Here is a 15,374-nt window from a genome sequence, read left to right as displayed (position 1 = left end):
AGCGCGCGCGGAACAGTGGCGGCACAAACCACGGCGACGTCCGGGAGACTTGGAGCTCAGTCCTTGATGGTCATATCAACACGGTTAATGGCGCTTCGGTGTTTTACCGACTCTCTGCGGTTCGTTCCTATCCCGACAAAGCAAAATTCCCCACTGAATTAGTTTACGGTGGCGATTTGAGCGCTCCAACGCTGCGGGTTATCACCTGTGCCAATTGAGTAATAGTCAATACCTGTGGATGATGTTTCTCAGGCCACTTGCTTTCCACCGCCTTCCTGGTCGTCAGGTCGTTCGACCAGGACCCCGTTCTTGAAGACCGCACCGGCTCTGACGAGGGCGACGAGGTGGGGTGCGTTCACCGCCCGCCACCGGGTTTGTGCGGACTCGATGAGCTTGAACGCCATCGCGATTCCCGCTGCTCGGGAGCCGGGTCCTTTGGTCACTCGCTGACGTAGTCGGACGGTCGCGAAGGTCGACTCGATCGGGTTGGTGGTTCGGAGGTGGACCCAGTGTTCGGCGGGGTAGTCGTAGAACGCGAGGAGCACGTCGAGGTCGCCGGTGATCTTCGCTGCGGCCTTGGGCCACTTGGTGCCGTAGGTGGATGCGAACGCCTCGGCGGCCTTCTCGGCGTGCTCTTTGTCTTCGGCGTTCCAGATCTCGGCGAGCGCGGCTTTCGCGTCGGGTTGGGCCGATTTCGGGAGCGCGTTGAGGACGTTGGCGATCTTGTGGAACCAGCACCGCTGCTCGCGGGTCGCGGGGAACACCTGGCGCAGTGCGCCCCAGAACCCGAGCGCCCCGTCGCCAGCCGCGAGGACCGGAGCAGCCATCCCGCGGCGCTTGCACGAGCGGAGCAGGTCGGCCCACGACTCGGTGGACTCGCGGTGCCCGTCATCGAGGGCAATGAGCTCCTTGGTGCCATCAGCGCGGACCCCGATCATCACCAGCAGACACACTTTGTCCTGCTCGAGGCGGACCTTGAGGTGGATCCCGTCAACCCACACATAGACGAAGTCCGTCTCGGCCAGGGACCGCTGGTTGAACGCCGCAGCCTCGTTCTGCCAGTCCTTGGTCAACCTCGTGATCGTGGCCGGTGAGAGGCCATGGCTGGTGCCGAGGAACTGCGTCAACGCCGGCGCGAAGTCGTTGGTCGACATGCCGTGTAGATACAGCAGCGGCAACACCTCCGCCACTCGTGGGGACTTCCTGGCCCACGCCGGCAGGATCGCCGAAGCGAACCGGTGACGCTGCCCGGTGGCTTCGTCGATGCGCTTGTCGTTGACCCGCGGCGCCCTGACCGTGACCGGGCCCGCCGCGGTCACCACGTCCCGTTCGTCGCGGAACCCGTTGCGGACCACCAACCGCAGCCCAGACTCGTCGACCTCGCCGACGTGGACCTCGATGTAGGCAGCGACCTCGGCCGCCAACGCGACCGCGAGCATCTGCCGCGCCGCGTCACGGACCAGCTCGTCGAGCACCGACGCACCGCCGACACCGACCTCGTTGGACTCCTGCTTCTCCTGGACTACCTTGAGCATGGGCGTACCTTCCCGAACCAGCGCACCAACGCCGGTCCTGATCCGAACCTGATGTCTTGCAGATCATCCTCGGGAAGGTGCGCTCGCTCACGTCACCCGGCCGAGGGCCATCCACAGGTTCTGATCATTACTCGTGCCAATTTCAACCAACAAACTCGCCACTATGCAGGAAATACTGTGGTGTTCGCGAAATTCAACAAGATTAAGTGAACAGCATCGTTTAATGACTGTGAAGGACGGCCAAACCCGGTTGAGGGTTTGGCCGTCTTTGATGTCTCAGACCTTGCGTTGAAATATTGCAGTGCGCCCGGCAGGACTCGAACCTGCGACCTAGAGATTAGAAGGCTCTTGCTCTATCCACCTGAGCTACGGGCGCTTGTCCACAGCCTATCGAGGCCGGCACCGTGGCTGCACACCATGGCCTAGGCTTTTTGTCGTGACCCAGTCGAGCCCAAGCCTGCAAGCGGTTCCTGTGGCGTTCCCGAAACATCCCGATCCTTTCCAGCAACGCGGTCGGACGCTGTTGACGATCTTGTTCGCGGTGATTGCTTTGATCGGCATAGCCGCGGGGGTCTTGATCTCGCTCTCAGCCGGTGAACCCGAAGGCGCTGGCTTGTCGATCACCTTCGCGATGCTTCCGCTGCCCTTACTCTGGTGGGCTTATTGGTGGTTGGATCGCTATGAGCCTGAGCCGCGACGCTATAAATTCGCGGCATTCGTCTGGGGTGCGGTTATCGCAGTCGGGATTGCGCTTGCGCTCGAAACTCTGATTAGCGAGGTGTTCGGTCTCAGCGACGCCACGATGGCCTCGGTTGTCGCCCCACTATGTGAAGAGCCGGCCAAAGGCCTGTTCATCGTCCTGACCTTCCTGCGCGCCCGCCGCGTGATTGACGGCGTCCTGGACGGAGTCGTGTATGCCGGCATCGTCGGGATCGGCTTCGCGTTTGTCGAGAACATTGGCTATTACGCCGCCGCCTACTTGGGCTCGCCCGACATCAAGATCGCGGGCGCGGAAGGCGTAAGCACGACGTTCATCGTCCGTGGCATCTTCAGCCCGTTCGCACATCCGCTGTTCACCGCAGCGTTCGGCATTGCGGTCGGTATCGCTGTGACCCGCAAATCTGTGCCAACACGGTGGCTGTTGGGCGTGATCGGTTTGGCCGTCTCGATCGGCCTGCACGCCGTCTGGAATGGGTCACTCAGTTATGGCGGGGGTGTCGGGTTCCTGCTGAGCTATCTGTTTCTGGCCGTCGTACTAATCAGCCTGGGCACCCTCATGCTGATTGCGCGCGCCCGCCAGGTCCGTGTGCTCGAGCGGTCCCTCCATTACGTATCGGACCGGGGCTGGATTCATCCGGACGAGATTCCGTATCTATCGCGGTTCGCCTATCGCAAGATTGCCCGCCACTACGCCAAACTTCACTTTGGCAAACGGGCTGCCAAGACGGTCCGGCGTTACCAAAAACTCTCCTCTGAGATGGCGTTCCTGCACGATGCGGTGATGACCGGACGCAGCAAGCCGCAAGCCATCGAGCGCACCTATGCGCTCCTTGATGTGATGTTTGCGCTGCGCCCATACTTGCGTTTCCCTCCTCCGCTGCGCCCCGCGAGATCACATGCGACTCAGGGGTTACACAGCAATAGTCAGTTCTGAGCCGATCGCATAGGACGAGTTGATCATGGCCGACGCCACGCGGTGGCCCGGTTTCCATTAGTCTGTCCACAGACAACCTGCGGTTTCTAGTAGATGAGAGGGGCGGCCGTGCCTAGCGATCATGCATCGGCCGAACTTCTTGGTGCCTTGAGCAAATTGCACGGCAAATTGGAGCAATCGTCATTGCTCCTCGACACGCCAGTTGCGGCCAAGGCACGGATCACTCGCGCTGAAGTCCTCGACCAGCTCTCGGACTACGTTCTTCCCCGTCTGGTGCAGCTTGATGCGCCGCTGTTGGCGGTCGTCGGAGGGTCGACTGGAGCGGGCAAGTCCACGCTCGTCAACTCGATCGTTGGCGAACGCATGACGGAGGCTGGCGTGTTGCGTCCGACGACGCGTTCACCCGTGCTCGTGCATCATCCGGCCGATGCACACTGGTTCCAACCGGACCGTATTTTGCCGGAGATGCCGCGCACCCTCATATCGTCAAATGACACGTACGCCCTGCGCCTCGCGCCGACAACACGTGTTCCGCAGGGTCTAGCGATCTTAGACGCGCCCGATGTGGACTCGATCGACAAGGGCAACCGTGAACTCGCAGCGCAGTTACTTGCCGCGGCCGATTTGTGGCTATTTGTGACGTCGGCGGCACGGTATGCCGATCAGGTTCCGTGGGACTACCTGCGCATCGCCGCCGAACGCAGCACATCGGTTGCGGTGGTTCTCGATCGGACGAGCCCCGAGGCGATCTACGAGGTACGCGGCCACCTTGCTCGCATGATGACCTCGCGCGGGTTGAGCGATTCGCCGCTGTTCACCGTGGTCGAGTCGCCGGTCGACGAAGAAGGCCTGCTGCCCAGCGACAACGTCGCCGATATTCGCGGCTGGCTGCATGAACTTGCTGCCGATGCGGAGGCCCGCCGGCTGGTCATCACCAAGACCCTTGACGGTGCCATCCGGCAGAACGTTTTCCACTCCCATGACGTTGCCGACGCGATGAACGAGCAGGTCTCGACGGCCGAACAGCTCGAGCGCGATCTTGACGGGTGCTACCGCCAAGCGGCCGAGGCGATTGCTGCGGCGACCAGCGACGGTTCGATGCTCCGCGGTGAAGTGCTTGCCCGTTGGCAAGACTTTGTCGGCACCGGCGAGCTACTGCGCTCCGTCGAGGAGAAGGTCGGCCGGATCCGCGACCGGCTGGTGGATGGTGTTTCGGGAAAACGGACCCGCTCGATCGAAGTCACCGAAGCGGTCGAGAAGGGCATCCATCTTCTACTTCTTGAACATGCTGAAAGCGCTGCCGAAGCCGTTGCCCGTAGTTGGGGCTCGGTTGAGGCGGGCCGCGCGCTTCTCGATTCGACCCGCGGTCTAGATCGCGCGTCACGCGACTTCCGCACGAAGGCCGAGCGTGCCGTGCGCGACTGGCAGCAGGGTGTGCTCGAACTCGTACGCCGCGAAGGCGCCGACAAGCGTATGACCGCGAAGTTCCTGGCCTTCGGCATCAACGGCATCGGCGTTGCGTTGATGATCGTGATGTTCTCCCAGACTGCTGGACTGACCGGCGGTGAGGCCGGGATCGCTGGCGGTACCGCGCTCATCGGGCAGAAGTTGTTGGAGGCCATCTTCGGCGATCAGGCAGTTCGCCGACTCGCCGAACAAGCCCACACCGATCTCGCTGACCGCGTCGATACATTGCTCAATGATGAGAAGAAGCGCTACCAGCAACTGCTCGACTCACCCGCGACAATTCTTGCTCTTCAGACCCAGTTGCGTGAAGCTGCACGCAGCGCCGATTACGCACGGCATACCGATTTTCTCGAGGGGAACGATCAGTCATGAGCGCGCTCACCGATGCCGTCAAGCAGACTTTCCCAGGCAAGGAAAGCGATACCGCGGTGCGCCTCGACGGGTTGGTCGCGGCGGTTGATTCGGGCCGTGGCCGTGTCGACGATGAACTGCTCGGACCGGCCGAAGCTATCGCCGAGCGCGCGACCGAACGGCTTAGGCTGTCGGGCGAGCACACAATCGTGGCGCTCGCGGGGGCAACCGGCTCGGGCAAATCGTCCCTGTTCAATTCGCTGACCGACCTTGATCTTGCCGGCGTTGGCGTACGCCGACCGACAACTTCGTGGGCATTGGCTTGTGCCTGGGGTCCCGACGGGGCTGCCGGACTGCTCGAATGGATGGGCATCCCAGCTCGTCACCAGGTCTCGCGTATGAGCATGCTCGATCGTTCCAGCGACGACACCAAGCTCGATGGGCTTGTTTTGCTCGACCTGCCCGATCACGATTCGACCGAAGTGTCCCATCACATTGAGATGGACCGGCTGGTGAAGTATGCCGACATCCTCATCTGGGTCCTCGATCCGCAGAAATATGCCGATGCGGCGCTCCACGATCGCTACATCAAACCGATGGCAACCCATGTTGATGTGACGATCGTCGTGCTCAATCAGATCGATCGAATCCCGCACGAGCAGCGCAAACGAGCACTGGACGATGTCGAGCGGATTCTCACCTCCGAAGGTCTCGGCGAAGTGTTGGTGGTGGGCACATCGGCCACCCGAGGTGATGGTGTCGACGACCTCAAACGGGAACTTGCCAAACGCATACGGGCCAAGGGAGCAGCCAAGAGCCGGCTCGCGGCCGATATCACGACCGTCGCCCAGACGATTGCCGATGTCAGTGGCACGTCGGCGGTGCCAGGGATCAGTCCAGCCGACCGGGATCATCTCGACGCGGCACTGGTTGATTGTGCAGGTGTTCCGCTGGTCGTCGACGCGATCTCCAAATCGACCCGACGGCGTGCGTCGCTTGCCACGGGCTGGCCCGTGACCCGTTGGCTCGGCCGGCTGCGCAAGGATCCACTCCAGAATTTCATGGTGGAGGCAGATCTGTCGCTGCGCTCATTGACGCGCTCGTCGATCCCCGAACCCACTCATGTACAACGCGCGGCCGCTGAGATTGCGGTGCGTGATTTGGCCGAGAAGGCATCGGTGGGTGTCGGCAAACCGTGGGCGCAGGCGATTCGTTCGGCCTCGATTGCCAAGAGCACTGACATTGCTGATGCGTTGGATCAGGCAGTCATGTCCACCGATCTGGGTGTCGCCCGGCCATCGTTGTGGTGGCGTCTAGTCAACTTCTTGCAGTGGCTGCTGTTCGCTGCGGCGCTGGTCGGACTGGGCTGGCTGTTGTTGCTTCTGGTCGCCGACGTCGCGGCGTTCGACCTGGCAAAGCCGAAATCATACGGAGGTATCCCGGCACCGACGTTATTGTTGATCGCCGGTGTGCTGTTGGGGATCGCTCTGGCTGGTCTGTCGCGGTTCGCCGCCCGGATTTCGGGCGCCAACAAAGCGAAGCGCGCCGACCGGCTGCTGCGTTCGGCGATTGGCAATGTGGCGCAGAAGCAGGTCGTGGAGCCGATCGAAGTTGAGCTTGACGCGTATGCGCGCCATCGTGTCGGTTTGCTCGCAGCACTCAAGTAATCCACAGGTAGCCGTCGACGTGGCGTTGTCCACAGATTTGATTTCGCCCATTGTGGCCTGCGTGTGGCCCGTTCGATGCTGGAACTCCCTACTAAGGAGTTCAGATGAGCAACGACAACATCGTCACGTTTTATGGGCATGTCGGCACCCGGGTTGAATTGCGTGAAGGCGCGAGCGTCCCGTGGTCTATGTTCCGTGCCGCGTCGACGCCGAGTCATTGGGATGCTGCCACTCGGACGTGGATCGAGGACCCGACAACCTGGGTCACGGTCAAATCCTTCCGGGCGCTGGCACAAAATGCCGCCGAATCGCTCGCTGTCGGTGACCCGATTGTTGTGATCGGACGGCTTCGCACTGATGTTTGGGAGTCCAAAGAGGGCGAGAAGCGTGAGGCACAGACGATCATGGCCGCGGTGATTGCGCATGATCTCAACCGAGGGACCAGCCGGTTTGCGCGGATTGATCGTAAGCCAGCGGCCCAGAACGATCAAGGAGCTGACTTTGAGGTGATGGAGTCACTCGTCCAGGAGACGTCGGGGAGCACGGCTGCTTAGGTTGAATTGTGGTTGGTTCGATAGGCTGGCCCCATCATGTCCGAGTATGTATTTACCCTCCGCAATGTCCGCAAAGCCCATGGCGACAAGGTTGTCCTTGACAACGTCACGCTCTCGTTCCTGCATGGGGCGAAGATCGGTGTTGTCGGCCCCAACGGCACCGGCAAGTCGACGCTGTTCAAGATCATGGCCGGGCTCGATCAGCCCAGCAATGGTGACGCGATTCGTGACCCCGAAGCCACGGTCGGGATCCTGCTGCAGGAGCCGCCGTTGACCGAGGGCAAGACGGTTTTTGAGAATGTCGAGGAGGCAGTTGCCGAAATCAAGGGCAAACTCAATCGTTACAACGAGATCACCGAAGAATTGGCCGATCCCGATGCCGACTACGACACGCTGCTTGCCGAGATGGGCGATTTACAGACCGATCTCGATCACTCCAATGCCTGGGACATCGATTCTCGACTTGAACAAGCCATGGATGCGCTGCGTTGCCCGCCCAAGGAAGAGATCGTCGATCACCTCAGTGGTGGTGAACGCCGTCGCGTCGCGTTGTGCAAACTGTTGCTCGAACAGCCAGACCTGCTGCTGCTTGATGAGCCCACCAACCATCTGGACGCCGAGAGCGTGCAATGGCTCGAACAGCACCTCGCCAAATACCCCGGTGCAGTGTTGGCGATCACGCACGATCGATACTTCCTCGACAATGTTGCCGAATGGATTCTCGAACTCGACCGCGGCAAGACCCACCCATATGAGGGCAACTACTCGACTTACCTCGAGACCAAGCAAGAACGGCTTGTTGTCGAGGGCAAGAAGGACGCCAAGCGCGCCAAGATTTTGGCGAAAGAACTCGACTGGGTTCGGTCCAATGCCAAGGCGCGTCAGGTCAAGAATCAGGCTCGATTGGGTCGCTATGAAGAGCTGGTTGCCGAGGCCGATCGCAACCGCAAACTCGACTTCGAAGAGATCAATATTCCCGCCGGACCCCGACTGGGCGATGTTGTGCTCAAGACAGATGCGCTGCGCAAGAGCTTCGGTGAGCGTGAACTTTTCGATGGACTGACCTTCGACCTGCCACGCGCCGGCATCATCGGCGTCGTCGGCCCCAACGGCGTTGGCAAGTCAACGCTGTTCCGCATGATTGTGGGGGAGGAGACTCCCGACGAAGGCTCGATTGAAGTCGGCAAGACCGTCAAGATTTCGTATGTCGATCAGGGCCGCGGTGGCGTCGACGACTCGCTCAACGTGTGGCAACTCGTCTCCGGCGGGCTCGACTACATCAAGGTCGCCAATTATGAGGTGCCCAGCCGTGCCTACGTTGCGTCCTTCGGCTTCAAAGGCCCCGATCAGCAGAAACCAGTCAAGGTGTTGTCCGGTGGCGAACGTAACCGGCTTAATCTTGCGCTGACGCTCAAGATGGGTGGCAATCTGCTGCTGCTCGATGAGCCCACCAATGACCTGGATGTTGAGACATTGCAGTCGCTCGAAGATGCGCTGCTCGAGTTCCCCGGGTGCGCCGTGGTGGTCTCGCACGATCGCTGGTTCCTGGATCGGGTGGCGACCCACATTTTGGCGTGGGAGGGCACCGCCGATCATCCGGCCAACTGGTTCTGGTTCGAGGGCAACTTCGCCGACTACGAGATCAACAAGGTCGAGCGTCTGGGCGAGGACGCCGCACGTCCGCACAGCGTCACGTACCGCAAGCTCACGCGCGACTGAAGCCAGCGTCGGCTGGCCTCAGTCGATCAGGCGGTTCAGGCGGTGCCGCACTGCGGGCAGTGCGGTGAGCCGACTCGACGCGGGCTTTCGCACGACGCGCAATGAGCGATGACGTCGCGTCCACAGCCTTCACAATGTGGACCTGCGTCGGCATGGACCGGGAAGCCACAGAATGGGCATTCGCCCTTGCGGACCCGCGATCTCGGGACTCGGCGCGCGAGATATTTTTGTAGCGCGACGAATGCTCCGATGGTGACCGCGCTGCCCAGAATCGACAGCACAATGGGACCAAGATCAAGGATGTCGATGTAGTCGGTAATGTAATCGACCGCAAAGACGAATGCCATGATCACGCCAGCGCCAGCAACGGCAAAGCTCAGCGGCAGATAGCGCGAGTCGCGCTGGCGGAAGCGTCGAAGCAGGTTGAATCCGCCAATGGTCAGTGCTGCGATGAGCACGAGTCGCAGGGCGGCGGACAGCCACTCACGCCAGCTGGCGTCATCGATGCGGGTTGAGCGGGACTTCTCGGCCGCTTCCGCGGCGGAGTTGGCTTTGTCGCTGGCCGCGCTGGCTTTATTGGCCTTTTCGAGAGCATCGGCGTAGTTGACCTGGGCGGAGCGATAATTGGCTTCCAGCGCGCCGGTCGGTTTCTTCCGGTCCACCGCCAGACTGAGATCCTCACGCGCCAGATCCAATTCAGTCTTGGCGTTCTCGCGCGTTTCGTCCGCCTGTGCGAACCGGTCGGAGGCTTCGCTCTGGCGGTCGACTGCTTGGTGCTCGGCCGTGGTGTAATCCGAGGCCCGGTTGACGCCGCTGACAGTGTCAGTCTTGACGTAACCCCAGCCTGCCCCGATCAGGATAAATACCGTGAGTATGACGGCAAGAAATTTTTCGGACCTAGTTGAAGAGATGTCCTCGGTATCAACGCGCGTCGTCATGGCGGCCTCCGGTTGGATCGGTCGTGCGTGGGTGGGTGCGGGATCTAAACGTCACGTCGAGTTCGCAGTCGAGCGCCGAAGCGATATGGATGAGGGTGTTGAGCTTGGGCGGACGGGTCCCCGATTCAAAGCGCGCAATTGCTGATTGCGTTGTGCCGCAGAGTTCTGCTAACTCTCGTTGCGACAGGCGAAGTTCTATGCGCCGGTTAATCACCTGGGCGGCAATATGCGCATAAAACGTGTCGTCTCGTATGTCGTTCACATGGCGAACATATTGCACAGATGCTATATCTGTCTATAGCGCCAGTGCTATATTTTTAGAATCTAGCGCCGTCAAGCGCTTCGACCACTTTCTGCATGACGCGGCCGAGAGCTTCGAGGTCCGCAGGGTCGGCATTGTGAACGAGGTAGGCGTTGACGCCCGTCACATGGGTGTGCGCGGCGGCTTCCAGCACTGCGAAACCGTGGTCGGTCAACACCGCCGACACGCCACGCCCATCGTCGGAGCATTGGCCGCGGCTGACGATTCCGGCTTTCTCCAGCCGCGAAATCGTATGGGTGATGCGGCTGCGTGAATGCGCAACCGCCGAGGCGAGCTCGGCCATGCGGACCGAGCGATCAGGCGCCTCCGACAGCCGGACAAGGATTTCATACTCGGGCATCGACAATCCGTGCCCGGTGCGCAAATCCCGGTCGAGCTGGTCTAGAAGGACTGTCGTGCCGCCAAGGAAAGAGCGCCAGACACTCTGTTGCGACGCGCTCAGCCACGGCGTTTCAGTCTTCGTGTCCATATGATCCACCCTACGGCACCGATGGGTTGATTGAATGTTGTACTAGTGTTAGGGTGGAGAAATAAAGTTGAAGCATCAACTACTTGATCTAAGGAATGAACATGGCCACCGCACTCGCTATTAAGACCGGCACTTGGGTCCTCGATGCCGCCCACACTGAAATCGGTTTCACCGTCCGGCACCTGGTAAGCAAGGTCCGCGGCAAGTTCGATCAGTTCGAAGGCAGCATCGAGACTGCCGACAATCTTGCGGACTCGACGGCAACCGCCACGATCAAGCTCGCCTCGATTAACACCGGCACCGCTGATCGTGACGCGCACCTGCGCTCCACCGACTTCTTCGGCGTCGAAGAGAACATCGATATGACGTTCGAATCGGCCGGCGTGAAAGTTGACGGCGAAGACCTCGAAGTGTCCGGCAATCTCACCATCAAGAGCGTCACCAAGCCGGTCGTCCTCGCGGTCGAATTTCTCGGTGAAGGCAGCGATCCGTGGGGTGGCACGCGCTTCGGCTTTGAGGCCAGCACACAGATCAGCCGCAAGGATTTCGGCATTGACTTCAACGTCCCGGTTGCGGGTGAGAAGGTCATGATCGGTGACAAGGTCTCGATCAATATCGTGGGCGAGGCCGTGCTTCAAGCCTGAATATTAGGGTGCGGCGACCATCTTGATCGCCAGCCCGGCATAGAGCCCGGCGAGATCCTCCGCATTGCGAGATCCGCCGGGCTCGAACCATCTCACGACGTCGATCGCCAAGGACAACAGTGCCAGTGAGGTTCCGGGAATGTCGTCGGACTGAACCACGCCAGCGGTGATTCCCGCGTCGAGCGCCCGCTGCATACAGGCCTCGATATCGCGCCGCAGCCCACCGATCTCCTTGCGATGCTCGAGCGTCATCGCGCGAAATTCGTATTGCACGATACGGCCAACTCGGCTGTTGTCCGCATGCCAGCGGGTGAAGTCACGGACCATGGCATGAATGCGTTGGAGCGGATCGCTGTGGTCGGCGAAGGATCCCTCGATGACGGCCAGCGCTGCCCGATGCCCCGAAAAGCTCACCGCATACAGCAGACTTTCCTTGGAATCATGGTGGACGTAGACCGCTGCCGGGCTCATCCCAGCACGCGAGGCGATATCGCGCGTGGTTGTTCCGGCGAACCCCTTTTCGGCGAAGGACTCGACTGCGGCATCGAGCAATCGTTGACGTGCTGTGACGGCAGTCATAGCTCCCCCTTCGGTCTTGTGGTTGACAGCATTCCCGATGAATATATGCTAAGCAAGCGCTTAGGATGCGTTTGCGTCGGTATCTTTCAAGAAAGCGGAGTGTATGAAGCGGACGATCTACCACGAGGACCATGAGGATTTCCGAGCATCATGCCGGGCGTTCCTCGAGAAGAGCGTTGTCCCCAACCTCGAGACGTATCTCGAAAATCATGGCCTGACTCGTGAATTTTGGTTGACAGCCGGCAAGCAAGGATTCCTCGGCCTAGAAATCCCCGAGGAGTTCGGTGGCACCGGTGCGGGCGACTATCGCTTCAACGCAGTCTGGGCCGAAGAGCTCAGCAAGATCAATGCCGCCCTCGCTTCCTGCGTCGGAATCCACACCGACATCGTTGCGCCATATCTGGTTGACCTGTGTACCGAGGAACAGAAGCAGCGCTGGCTACCCGGCTTCTGTTCAGGCGAAATCCTGACTGCGATCGGCATGACTGAGCCCGGTGGTGGTTCCGATCTCGCCGCGCTCAAGACCACAGCCGTGCGTGATGGTGACGAGTGGGTCATCAACGGTTCCAAGACGTTCATCACGAATGGCTTCTCCGCCGATCTCATCGTGACCGCGGTCCGCACCAACCCCGAGAAGGGCGCGCGCGGCATCACATTGTTCGGCATTGAGGCGACCGATGAAGGTTTCTCGCGCGGCCGCAAACTCGACAAGGTGGGTCAGGAAGAGTCGGACACAGCCGAGCTATTCTTCGACAACATCCGCCTCGGCGATGACCGGATTATTGGCGAGATCGACAATGGCTTTATCCACATGATGGAGCGGCTCCCGCAGGAACGCCTCGGCGCCGCAGTGTCCAACATTGCGCATGCCAAGCAGATCCTCGAGGAGACCATTGAATACGCTAAGGACCGCAAGGCCTTCGGCCAATCGATTGGCAAGTTTCAGCACAACAAGTTCCTCATGGCCGAACTCGTCACGCGGATTGAGGTTGCCGAAGCCTATGTCGATGCCGCCGCGGGTGCCCATGCACGTGGCGAACTGACCGCGATCGATGCGGCCAAAGCCAAGTGGTGGTCCGCCGAGGTCCAAAACGATGTCCTTGATCACTGCGTACAGCTGCACGGTGGCTACGGATTCATGAACGAATACCGTGTCGCACGTGCGTGGCGTGATGCCAGAGTCACCAAGATCTGGGCCGGGTCCAACGAAATCATGAAAGAACTCATCGGCCGGGACCTAGGCTTCTAGTCCGACCCCCTACCAGCGCCGCCAACCAACCAGAAAAGTGAGTAATCATGCCTGAAGCAGTAATCGTCTCCACCGCCCGTTCGCCCATCGGCCGTGCTTTCAAGGGTTCGCTCAAGGAGATGCGCCCTGATGACCTCGCCGTCCAGATGGTCCGGGCCGCGTTGGACAAGGTGCCCGAGTTGGATCCGAAAGACATCGTTGATCTGCTGCTCGGCTGTGGTCAGCCCGCCGGTGAGTCGGGCTTCAACCTCGGCCGCGTCGTGGCGGTGCAGGCTGGTATGGATTACTTGCCCGGTACGACGGTCAACCGCTACTGCTCGTCGAGCCTCATGACGACCCGGATGGCATTCCATGCGATCAAAGCTGGTGAAGGTGACGTCTTCCTCTCTACCGGTGTCGAAACTGTGAGTCGATACGTCAAGGGCAATGCCGACGGCATGCCCGACACGCAGAACCCCTATTTCGCTGCTGCCATGGCGCGTACTGAAAAGCGTGCCGAGGGCGGAGCGGCCGCTTGGACCGATCCGCGCGAGAACGGCGATATCCCCGATATCTACATCGCGATGGGGCAGACTGCCGAGAATGTTCAGCAGAAGATTGGGATGAGCCGCGAGGAGCAGGACCAGTTCGGTGTACGCAGTCAGAACCTCGCCGAAGCGGCGATCGCCAATGGTTTTTGGGCCAAGGACATCACGCCTGTGACGCTGCCCGACGGAAGCGTCGTCAATAAAGACGACGGACCTCGTGCGGGTGTCACGCTCGAATCAGTTTCAGGTCTCAAGCCGGTGTTCCGGCCCGACGGCACAATCACGGCCGGCAACTGTTGCGCGCTCAACGACGGTGCTGCTGCCGTGGTCGTCATGAGTGATGCGAAGGCCAAAGCGCTCGGACTCACTCCGCTGGCCCGCATCGTGTCGACCGGCGTCACGGGCCTCTCGCCCGAGATCATGGGCCTTGGGCCGATCGGCGCGATCCAGCAGGCACTCGGTTATGCGGGTATGTCGGTCAACGACATTGACCTGTTTGAGATCAATGAGGCGTTCGCAGTTCAGGCGCTCGGCTCGGCCCAGGCGCTCGGTATCCCGATCGATAAGCTCAATGTCAATGGCGGCGCGATCGCGATCGGCCACCCGTTCGGTATGACCGGTGCCCGCATCACCTCGACGCTGATCAATTCGTTGCAGCACCACGACAAGCAGTTCGGTGTCGAGACGATGTGCGTCGGTGGCGGCATGGGTATGGCCATGGTCATCGAGCGGCTTTCATGAGCAAACGTTTTGCCGGTAAGGTCGCGATTGTTACCGGTGCCAGCCGAGGCATCGGGCTCGGTGTCGCTGAGCGACTGGTCGCCGATGGTGCGAAGGTCTGCCTTACCGCCCGTAAGCAGGAGGCACTCGACGAAGCAGTCGCCTCACTGGGCGCGGGCAATGCGATCGGTGTTGCGGGCTCCGGCGATGACGTTGAGCATCAGGCGGACGCGATCGCCAAGGCGATCGAGGCTTTCGGGCGGGTTGATTTCTTGGTCAACAACACCGGGATCAATCCGGTCTACGGTCGGATGATCGACATCGATCTGAGCGCCGCCGAGAAGATCTTCCAAGTCAACGTCTTGTCAGCGCTCTCCTGGGCGCAGAAGGCCTACGCGGCGTGGATGGCCGATAACGGCGGAGCAATCGTCAACATTGCCTCGGTCGCTGGCATCAAACCGGCTCCGGGGATCGGCTTCTATGGTGCGTCGAAGGCGATGCTCATCCACGTGACCGAGGAACTTGCGGTCGAACTTGGTCCGAATATCCGGGTCAACTCGGTTGCCCCGGCTGTGGTCAAGACGAAGTTCGCCAAGGCGCTGTATGACGGCCGCGAGGATGAGGTTTCGGCGGCATACCCGTTGAAGCGACTTGGCGTGCCCGAGGATATCGGCTCAGTTGTTGCATTCCTGTTGTCTGATGATGCCAGCTGGCTTACGGGTCAGAACATCGTTATCGACGGCGGACTTACACTCACCGGCGGCGTCTGATCGTCGCACCCGGCCGCTGGTTGTCCACTGACGGCCAACAGCGAGGGGCTTCGGTTGTCCAGATGACCACATCCCCTCATGCTCGCCGACCATCGTGACCGAGGATGAGGGAAACCGGCAGCACGAGCAACCACAAACCCTCATCGAACGTCCCAACCCGCGCATTTCATGCATCGGCAAATCTACTGACGAGTACGAAAAAACGTGAG

The 15,374-nt window shown here is 60.6% G+C and carries 14 protein-coding genes and 1 tRNA gene; 9 read left to right on the top strand and 6 right to left on the bottom strand.

The genetic code is table 11. The features are described 5' to 3' along the window. Nucleotides 1-248: 248 nt before the first annotated feature. Together AC2YB9_RS13220 and AC2YB9_RS13215 are read right to left on the bottom strand one after the other, a co-directional pair. Nucleotides 249-1,535, bottom strand: coding sequence for an IS256 family transposase (locus tag AC2YB9_RS13220; RefSeq protein ID WP_487265371.1), 1,287 nt, complete (start codon nt 1,533-1,535; stop codon nt 249-251). Between the two features lie 302 nt (nt 1,536-1,837). Continuing rightward, nucleotides 1,838-1,911 (bottom strand) — tRNA-Arg (locus tag AC2YB9_RS13215). Between the two features lie 60 nt (nt 1,912-1,971). Here AC2YB9_RS13215 and AC2YB9_RS13210 point away from each other — a divergent pair. The 5 genes from AC2YB9_RS13210 to ettA all read left to right on the top strand — a co-directional run bounded on the left by AC2YB9_RS13210 (nt 1,972) and on the right by ettA (nt 8,947). Continuing rightward, nucleotides 1,972-3,189, top strand: a complete 1,218-nt coding sequence (locus tag AC2YB9_RS13210; protein ID WP_487265804.1) for a PrsW family intramembrane metalloprotease — start codon at nt 1,972-1,974, stop codon at nt 3,187-3,189. Between the two features lie 108 nt (nt 3,190-3,297). Then, complete coding sequence (locus AC2YB9_RS13205) at nt 3,298-5,028, top strand: dynamin family protein (protein WP_487265803.1); 1,731 nt, start codon at nt 3,298-3,300, stop codon at nt 5,026-5,028. After that, nucleotides 5,025-6,674, top strand: a complete 1,650-nt coding sequence (locus AC2YB9_RS13200; RefSeq protein WP_487265802.1) for a GTPase — start codon at nt 5,025-5,027, stop codon at nt 6,672-6,674. Before AC2YB9_RS13205 ends, AC2YB9_RS13200 begins: the two co-directional genes overlap by 4 nt. 104 nt (nt 6,675-6,778) lie before the next feature. After that, nucleotides 6,779-7,228 carry a single-stranded DNA-binding protein gene (locus tag AC2YB9_RS13195; RefSeq protein ID WP_487265801.1) on the top strand — a complete coding sequence of 150 codons (450 nt, stop codon included), beginning with the start codon at nt 6,779-6,781 and terminating at the stop codon, nt 7,226-7,228. A 36-nt stretch (nt 7,229-7,264) separates the two neighbouring features. After that, entirely contained in the window at nt 7,265-8,947 is a 1,683-nt protein-coding gene (gene ettA, locus AC2YB9_RS13190) for an energy-dependent translational throttle protein EttA (RefSeq protein WP_487265800.1), read from the top strand. Nucleotides 8,948-8,982: 35 nt separating this feature from the next. Here ettA and AC2YB9_RS13185 read toward each other — a convergent pair whose 3' ends face one another. From AC2YB9_RS13185 to AC2YB9_RS13175, 3 genes are read right to left on the bottom strand one after another with little or no spacing between them, the layout of a single operon-like run. Beyond that, nucleotides 8,983-9,885, bottom strand: coding sequence for a zinc ribbon domain-containing protein (locus tag AC2YB9_RS13185; RefSeq protein WP_487265799.1), 903 nt, complete (start codon nt 9,883-9,885; stop codon nt 8,983-8,985). After that, nucleotides 9,869-10,147 carry a helix-turn-helix domain-containing protein gene (locus AC2YB9_RS13180; RefSeq protein WP_487265798.1) on the bottom strand — a complete coding sequence of 93 codons (279 nt, stop codon included), beginning with the start codon at nt 10,145-10,147 and terminating at the stop codon, nt 9,869-9,871. Before AC2YB9_RS13180 ends, AC2YB9_RS13185 begins: the two co-directional genes overlap by 17 nt. A 55-nt stretch (nt 10,148-10,202) precedes the next feature. Then, complete coding sequence (locus AC2YB9_RS13175) at nt 10,203-10,676, bottom strand: MarR family winged helix-turn-helix transcriptional regulator (RefSeq protein WP_487265797.1); 474 nt, start codon at nt 10,674-10,676, stop codon at nt 10,203-10,205. A 101-nt stretch (nt 10,677-10,777) separates the two neighbouring features. Between AC2YB9_RS13175 and AC2YB9_RS13170 the strand changes: the two genes are divergently transcribed. After that, nucleotides 10,778-11,320, top strand: coding sequence for a YceI family protein (locus AC2YB9_RS13170; RefSeq protein ID WP_487265796.1), 543 nt, complete (start codon nt 10,778-10,780; stop codon nt 11,318-11,320). A gap of 3 nt (nt 11,321-11,323) precedes the next feature. Here AC2YB9_RS13170 and AC2YB9_RS13165 read toward each other — a convergent pair whose 3' ends face one another. Next, entirely contained in the window at nt 11,324-11,899 is a 576-nt protein-coding gene (locus AC2YB9_RS13165; RefSeq protein ID WP_487265795.1) for a TetR-type transcription factor C-terminal domain-containing protein, read from the bottom strand. Between the two features lie 103 nt (nt 11,900-12,002). Between AC2YB9_RS13165 and AC2YB9_RS13160 the strand changes: the two genes are divergently transcribed. The 3 genes from AC2YB9_RS13160 to AC2YB9_RS13150 are packed head-to-tail and all read left to right on the top strand — an operon-like array spanning nt 12,003 to nt 15,165. Further along, nucleotides 12,003-13,148 (top strand): acyl-CoA dehydrogenase family protein, encoded by a 1,146-nt coding sequence (locus tag AC2YB9_RS13160; protein ID WP_487265794.1) that lies wholly within the window; start codon nt 12,003-12,005, stop codon nt 13,146-13,148. A 47-nt stretch (nt 13,149-13,195) separates the two neighbouring features. Beyond that, a complete protein-coding gene (locus AC2YB9_RS13155; RefSeq protein WP_487265793.1) occupies nt 13,196-14,416 on the top strand; it encodes an acetyl-CoA C-acetyltransferase in 1,221 nt (406 codons plus the stop codon). Further along, entirely contained in the window at nt 14,413-15,165 is a 753-nt protein-coding gene (locus AC2YB9_RS13150) for an SDR family oxidoreductase (RefSeq protein WP_487265792.1), read from the top strand. The genes AC2YB9_RS13155 and AC2YB9_RS13150 overlap by 4 nt, the downstream gene beginning before the upstream one ends. The last annotated feature ends 209 nt before the right edge of the window (nt 15,166-15,374 follow it).

This window comes from Aeromicrobium changchenzhani, from assembly GCF_057586615.1.
This window is presented reverse-complemented; position numbering and strand designations above follow the sequence as displayed.

Bases quoted from the DNA above. Each gene is read 5' to 3' on its own strand.
- AC2YB9_RS13220 (WP_487265371.1), bottom strand. From the start codon at position 1,535: ATGCTCAAGGTAGTCCAGGAGAAGCAGGAGTCCAACGAGGTCGGTGTC.
- AC2YB9_RS13200 (WP_487265802.1), top strand. From the start codon at position 5,025: ATGAGCGCGCTCACCGATGCCGTCAAGCAGACTTTCCCAGGCAAGGAA.
- AC2YB9_RS13195 (WP_487265801.1), top strand. From the start codon at position 6,779: ATGAGCAACGACAACATCGTCACGTTTTATGGGCATGTCGGCACCCGG.
- ettA (WP_487265800.1), top strand. From the start codon at position 7,265: ATGTCCGAGTATGTATTTACCCTCCGCAATGTCCGCAAAGCCCATGGC.
- AC2YB9_RS13185 (WP_487265799.1), bottom strand. From the start codon at position 9,885: ATGACGACGCGCGTTGATACCGAGGACATCTCTTCAACTAGGTCCGAA.
- AC2YB9_RS13175 (WP_487265797.1), bottom strand. From the start codon at position 10,676: ATGGACACGAAGACTGAAACGCCGTGGCTGAGCGCGTCGCAACAGAGT.
- AC2YB9_RS13170 (WP_487265796.1), top strand. From the start codon at position 10,778: ATGGCCACCGCACTCGCTATTAAGACCGGCACTTGGGTCCTCGATGCC.
- AC2YB9_RS13165 (WP_487265795.1), bottom strand. From the start codon at position 11,899: ATGACTGCCGTCACAGCACGTCAACGATTGCTCGATGCCGCAGTCGAG.
- AC2YB9_RS13160 (WP_487265794.1), top strand. From the start codon at position 12,003: ATGAAGCGGACGATCTACCACGAGGACCATGAGGATTTCCGAGCATCA.
- AC2YB9_RS13155 (WP_487265793.1), top strand. From the start codon at position 13,196: ATGCCTGAAGCAGTAATCGTCTCCACCGCCCGTTCGCCCATCGGCCGT.
- AC2YB9_RS13150 (WP_487265792.1), top strand. From the start codon at position 14,413: ATGAGCAAACGTTTTGCCGGTAAGGTCGCGATTGTTACCGGTGCCAGC.